This window comes from Burkholderia sp. HAN2018 (genome assembly GCF_024704855.1).
Lineage (GTDB): Bacteria > Pseudomonadota > Gammaproteobacteria > Burkholderiales > Burkholderiaceae > Burkholderia > Burkholderia cepacia.
Genome location: NZ_QOBB01000320.1, coordinates 1 through 6,354, shown reverse-complemented (window position 1 = coordinate 6,354; position 6,354 = coordinate 1). Strand labels below are relative to the sequence as shown.

General features: G+C 65.7%; 6 protein-coding genes. 5 read left to right on the top strand and 1 reads right to left on the bottom strand.

What is annotated here, in order from left to right; all coding sequences use genetic code 11:
• Both DPV74_RS37995 and DPV74_RS37990 read left to right on the top strand, forming a co-directional pair.
• Positions 1 to 797 (top strand): nitronate monooxygenase family protein (locus tag DPV74_RS37995; RefSeq protein WP_162923254.1); only part of this gene is annotated, 797 nt, incomplete at its 5' end.
• 415 nt (positions 798 to 1,212) lie between these two features.
• Complete coding sequence (locus DPV74_RS37990; protein WP_027788629.1) at positions 1,213 to 2,355, top strand: branched-chain amino acid ABC transporter substrate-binding protein; 1,143 nt, start codon at positions 1,213 to 1,215, stop codon at positions 2,353 to 2,355.
• A 104-nt stretch (positions 2,356 to 2,459) separates the two neighbouring features.
• On the opposite strand, the gene DPV74_RS37985 is transcribed toward DPV74_RS37990, so the two are convergent.
• A complete protein-coding gene (locus tag DPV74_RS37985) occupies positions 2,460 to 3,677 on the bottom strand; it encodes an MFS transporter (RefSeq protein ID WP_060174994.1) in 1,218 nt (405 codons plus the stop codon).
• A 237-nt stretch (positions 3,678 to 3,914) separates the two neighbouring features.
• On the opposite strand from DPV74_RS37985, the gene DPV74_RS37980 reads away from it, so the two are divergent.
• The 3 genes from DPV74_RS37980 to DPV74_RS37970 form a co-directional block, all read left to right on the top strand.
• The gene (locus DPV74_RS37980) at positions 3,915 to 4,574 is read left to right on the top strand and encodes a HugZ family protein (protein ID WP_119339057.1); all 660 of its coding nucleotides are present in this window, start codon (positions 3,915 to 3,917) and stop codon (positions 4,572 to 4,574) included.
• A 365-nt stretch (positions 4,575 to 4,939) separates the two neighbouring features.
• The gene (locus tag DPV74_RS37975) at positions 4,940 to 5,233 is read left to right on the top strand and encodes an H-NS family nucleoid-associated regulatory protein (RefSeq protein ID WP_006491875.1); all 294 of its coding nucleotides are present in this window, start codon (positions 4,940 to 4,942) and stop codon (positions 5,231 to 5,233) included.
• A gap of 243 nt (positions 5,234 to 5,476) precedes the next feature.
• The coding region (locus DPV74_RS37970) for a cation diffusion facilitator family transporter (RefSeq protein WP_162923253.1) at positions 5,477 to 6,354 on the top strand (878 nt) is incomplete at its 3' end.

The window sequence follows — 6,354 nt, the reverse complement described above, 5'->3', positions numbered from 1 at the left end:
TCGACCCGCTGAACGCGGCGCTCGGATTGCCGCCGGGCACCGCGCCCGCGCGCTACGCGCCGGATTTCCGTGCGCAACTCGATGCGCTGGTGGCGCTGCGCGTGCCCGTTGCAAGCTTCACGTTCGGCGTGCTCGACGCGGCCGACGTCGCGCGCCTGAAGGCCGCCGGCACCTACGTGATCGGCACGGCGACGCACGTGGCCGAGGGGCTCGCATGGCAGGCGGCCGGCGCCGACGCGTTGTCCGCGCAGGGCGCCGAGGCGGGCGGCCATCGCGGCACGTTCATCGGTTCCGCCGACGACGCGCTGATCGGCACGTTCGCGCTCGTGCCGCAACTGGTCGACGCGACGGGCCTGCCCGTGCTCGCCGCCGGCGGCATCATGGACGGCCGCGGGATCGCGGCCGCGCTTGCGCTCGGCGCACAGGGCGCGCAGCTCGGAACCGCGTTCCTCACCTGCACGGAAAGCGCGATCGCGGCGGACTGGAAGGCGCGCCTGCTCGCGAGCACCGATACGTCGACGCAGGTCACGCGCGCGATCACCGGCCGCCATGCGCGCGGGCTGCGCAATACGCTGATGGCGCGGCTCGGCGAGCGCGTGGCCGACGTCGCGCCGTATCCGGTGCAGAACGCGCTGACGCAGCCGCTGCGCCAGGCCGCCGCGCGCGCGAACGACGGCGACTACCTGTCGCTGTGGGCCGGGCAGGGCGCGCCGCTCGCGCGGCGGCGCGGCGATGCGCTGACGACGTCGCAGCTCGTCGCCGCGCTCGATGCAGAATGGCGTGCGGCGGCTGCCTGAATCGTTCATGCCGGACGACGAAACGCGCGTTGTCACGCGCGTTTCATTCAATGATCCCGGGCACAAAATACCGAATCGAAATGCCCCGGGAATGCGTTGAAGCGACCTTTCGGTGAAGCCTCGGGAATTAGCGGAAACCCTTATCCGGCGGGGCTTGCAGCGATATTCGAGTAGTCGTTCCAAAGTGCGCATATCGGTAGTGTTACCACTACCCCAAAAAAGTCCCACAAATTAATTTGATCACCTACACTTGCGCGCAAGTACGGACGGGCGGCCGCTAAAAGCGGCAGTTTTCACGTGCTTGAGGCCAAGTGCATGAACGATGCATCCGGCGAATCGTCCAGTGATTGCAAACACAGGGATGGCAGCGGGGCACCGGGCGATGGCGTTTTTTGGGACCGAACTGGAGACTTACATGAATATCAAGATGCAAAAGCTGTTGCCGATCACCGCCGCAGCGATGCTGTGCGCTGCAGCTGCAAGCAACGCGTCAGCCGATCAAGTCGTCAAGATCGGCCACGTCGCGCCGTTGACGGGCGGCATTGCACACCTGGGCAAGGACAACGAAAACGGCGCGCGTCTCGCCGTCGAGGAAATCAACGCGAAGGGTCTTACGGTCGGCGGCCAGAAGATCACGCTGCAACTCGACCCGCAGGATGACGCGGCCGACCCGCGGCAGGCCACGCAGGTTGCGCAGAAGCTCGTCGACGACAAGGTCGTCGCGGTGGTCGGCCACCTGAACTCGGGCACGTCGATCCCGGCCTCGAAGATCTACAGCGATGCGGGCATCGTGCAGATCTCGCCGTCGGCCACGAACCCGGCCTACACGCAGCAGGGCTTCAAGACCACGTACCGCGTGGTGGCCACCGATGCGCAGCAGGGCCCGGCACTCGCGAACTACGCGCACTCGAAGGGCATCAAGAGCGTGGCGGTGGTCGACGATTCGACCGCCTACGGCCAGGGTCTCGCGAACGAGTTCGAGAAGAAGGCCAAGGCGCTCGGCCTGAAGGTGATGTCGCATGACGCGACGAACGACAAGGCGGTCGACTTCCGCGCGATTCTGACCAAGATCAAGGGCGAGAACCCGGACGCGATCATGTACGGCGGCATGGACGCCACCGGCGGCCCGTTCGCGAAACAGGCGAAGCAGCTCGGCCTGCGCGCGAAGATCTTCGCGGGCGACGGCGTGTGCACGGAAAAGCTGGCCGACCTGGCCGGCGACGCGACCGACAACGTGGTGTGCTCGGAAGCCGGTGCCTCGCTCGAGAAGATGGCGGGCGGCGCAGCGTTCAAGGCGAAGTACGAGAAGCGTTTCGGCCAGCCGATCCAGATCTACGCACCGTTCACGTATGACGCCGTGTACATCATCGTCGACGCGATGAAGCGCGCGAACTCGACGGATCCGGCGAAGATTCTCGCGGCGATGCCGGCGACGAACTACTCGGGCGTGATCGGCACGACGACCTTCGACTCGAAGGGCGACCTGCAGCACGGCGTGATCTCGCTGTACAACTACAAGGGCGGCAAGAAGTCGCTGCTCGACGAAGTGAAGATGTAACGCAACAGGCGGTCAACAGAAGGGGTGAAAACGCGCATGCGGCAACGCATGCGCGTTTTCTTTTTGTTTCTCTTTGGCCGTTCGGCGCGGCGAGCGCCGCACCGTCAGATCTTCAGGTGCGCGAGCACCTTCGGCGCGACCAGCGCGACGAGCGCCGCGCACAGCGCGACGACCGACAGGCCGATCGTCAGGTTCGCGGCCTGCGCGACCGCACCGATCACGACCGGCCCGAACAACAGCCCGAAATACGCGAGCCCCGCCACGTGCGCGAGCCCTTCGGCCGCATGGATGCCTTTCACGCGCGCGGCGGCCGCGAACAGCACGGGCATCATGTTCGCGAGGCCGAGGCCCATCAGCGTGAAGCCGGTCAGCACCGCGGCCGGGTTCGGCAGCAGCAGCGCGCCGATCATCCCCGCGCATGCGAGCGACGCGCTCGCGAATACGAGCTGCGGCGCGCCGAAGCGCGCGCGCACGGCGTCGCCCGCGAAGCGCGCGATGGCCATCCCGCCCGAGAATGCCGCATACGCGGCGCTCGCGAGCGCGGGGCTCGCCGCGACGACGTCGCGCATGTAGACCGTCGCCCAGTCGTACATCGCGCCTTCGGCGACCAGTGCGATCAGCGCGATGCCGCCGAGCATCCACAACGCGGGCGAGCGCCAGCGGTTGCCGCCGCCATGCGCGTGTTCGTGGTGCGGCACGTGCGGCAACACGGCCGGGCTGGCGGCCACGAGCACCGCGGCGCTCACGGCTGCCGCGAGCGCGAGATGCGCGACCGGCGCCATGCCGGCCGACAGCAGCGCGCCGCCGGCGGCCGCGCCTGCCATCCCGCCGATGCTGAACATCCCGTGCAGCGACGACATGATCGGCTTGCCGAGCGCGATCTCGACGGCGCTGGCTTCGGCGTTCATCGCGACGTCGAGCGTGGCCATCGAGAAACCGAACAGCGCGAGCACCGCGAGCAGCATCCAGTAGTCGGGCACGACGAGGATCAGCGCCGCGCACGCGGACATCACGAGCCCGCCGGCGAGGCACGCGGTGCGCGAGCCGACACGGGTGATCCAGCGCGCGATGGTCAGCATCGCGGCGATCGAGCCGCCGGCGACCGCGAACAGCGCGATCGACAGCAGGCCGGGGCTCAGCGCGAACTTGTCGCGCACGGTCGGCACGTGCACGCCCCAGGACGCGTACATCATGCCGGCGACGAAGAACAGCGCCATCGATGCCGTGCGCGCGCGCTGGCGGGCCGGCAGCGGCAGCACGCGATGCGCGTCGGGCGGCGCGGCGAACGGGGACGACGATTCGGGGGAGGAGGATTCGGACACGGAAAGGCTCGTCAAAGGAAATGCGCGGACGCACGCGGCGCCCGTCGGACCCGTCCGATTCTATCGAACCGCTTACGATCCTGCCGGGCGATGGCCGCTTGGCCGATGATCGGGCGGTCTTGGTGCCCGGTATTCGCCGCATTGGCCGTTCGGCCGATGCGCGGCGTACCGCGCCCGCGGGTAACATCGAAGCGCATGGCGTGCCCGGCGCGCCGCCCTTCGACCGCAGGAGTCCTCTTGAACATCGATCCCGCTCTCGCCCTGCATCTGCTGCACCGCTGCGCGCTCGGCACGCTCGCCACCCATGCGCGCGATCCGCAGGGCTTCCCGTATCCGACGGTCGTTCCGTTTGCACCCGATGCAAGCCATCGTCCGGTGATCCTCGTGAGCGGCCTCGCGGAGCACACGCGCAACCTGGCCGCCGATCCGCGCGCGGGCTTCCTCGTCGTCGACGCGTCCGGCGGCGACGTGCTGAACGCCGAGCGCGCGACGCTGCTCGGCCGGTTCGTGCCGCTCGGCGACGATCCGCACGTCACCGCGCGCTACCTGCGCTACGAGCCGGACGCCGCGCGCTATCTGGCGCTCGGCGATTTCACGTTCTGGGCGCTCGACGTCGAGCGGCTGCGCTATATCGGCGGTTTCGGGCGCATGGGCTGGGTCGACGGCACGCATCTCGATGCGCTGCCGCCGCTTGCCTTCGACGAGGAACAGGCGTTATGGGACGCGTACGACGGCGGCGCGGCGCGCCGCGACGGGCTCGAATTGCTCGGCGTCGATCGTCACGGCGCCGACTGGCGACACGACGGCCGCCGTGTGCGCACGCCGTTCGATACGCCATTGGCCGACGCGGGCGCGTTGCGCAAGCGGCTGATTGCGTGCGCGCGGGATGTGACGTGACGCCGCGGTGCCGGCTTGTCTGCGGTTTGTCCGTTTAGCGTGCGGCGCCGTCCGATTTTCGTAAAACTGTCGTCCGATGAAAGCTTCTATTTTTCCGAATGCAGGGTAATTGCGTATGTTGATAGACCTAATAGCCAATGGCTAATGTCCTAATCTCTGTGTAGGAACGTAAAAATTTGAGAAAAGGCCGCGGCCGGTCAAAATGACACGAGTGAATTTCAATTGATCTCGGTATTTTCATGAATCTCGCTTCTATCAAATCTTTTTTGTGCTAATCTCTGCCTTCGAAAATCCGAGGCACATATATTTCATGAATGGTGAGCTGGCTGCAGACCGGCGCCATTAGTCAGATAGAAAGGGAAACTATGTCTTCTTACAAGGACCTGCTGGCCCAGCGGGAGAAGCTGGAGAAGCAAATCGAAGAAGCGAAGTCGCGTGAATACGCTGAAGTGCTGAATGACGTGAAGCAGAAAATTGCCGACTACGGCTTTTCGCTCGCCGAACTCGGTCTCAGCCGCGCGAAGGCAGGCAAGGTTGGCCGTCCGCGCGCTGGCGTCGCCGCGAAATACCGCGATCCGGAAACGGGCGCGACGTGGTCGGGCCGCGGCAAGCCGCCGCGCTGGATCGCGGGCAAGAACCGCGAACAGTTTGCGATTTAAACGTCTGTTTAAGTCACCTGCGCTTCAAAAGAGCCGCGTGTCCGTTCAGGAGCGCGGCTTTTTTGTTTTCAGCGGTCGCCGCGCGCATGGCGTTGTCATGAAAATGTAATAATCGAGGGTGCGAATGGGAATACGACCTGTTCGCATAAGCGATTGATTTGAATAAGAAATTTACGGGTATTGGCGGGATTCGCGGGGCGCCCTTGATAGAATTGGGTACCGCATACCGATATCTCATATTTCATGTCCACGTTTTCCGGCGACGCGCAGAGCGCAGATAAGCACGCGGTTGCACGCAAGAGCACGTTCGTCAGTATTGTGCTGAATGTCGTGCTTGCGACATTTCAGATCGTCGTCGGCACGATTGCGCATTCGCAAGCATTGATTGCCGACGGGGTGCATTCGATTTCCGATTTGATCTCGGATTTTGTCGTGCTGGTTGCGAATCGGCATAGCGGCGCATCGCCGGACGCCGACCACAATTACGGGCACAGCCGCTACGAGACCGTCGCGTCGCTGTTTCTCGGCGCAATCCTGATTGCAGTCGGCGTCGGCATGCTGTGGCGGGCCGGCGACCGTCTAGTTAATCTCGAAAACATTCCGGCGGTACATTTTTCCGCGCTGGTCGTCGCGCTGACGGTGCTCGTGTCGAAAGAGGCGCTGTTTCGCTACATGCTGCGCGAAGCGCGGCGCGTGCGCTCGGCGATGCTCGTCGCGAACGCGTGGCATGCGCGTTCGGATGCCGCCTCGTCGCTCGTCGTCGCGATCGGCATCGTCGGCAGCCTGGCCGGCGTGCGGCTGCTCGATCCGATCGCGGCGGCGATCGTCGGCTTCATGGTCGCGCGCATGGGCTGGACGTTCGGCTATGACGCGTTGCAGGACCTCTCCGACCGCGCGCTCGACACCACCGATACGGCCGAGATCCGCGCGCTGCTCGCGGCAACGCCGGGCGTGCGCGACGTGCACGACCTGCGCACGCGCAAGATGGGCGATGCGGCGCTCGTCGACGCGCACATCCTCGTCGATCCGATGATCTCCGTCTCCGAAGGGCATTACATCGCGGAAACCGCACGTGCACGCGTGCTGCGCGACCCGCGCGTGCTCGACGCGCTGATCCACGT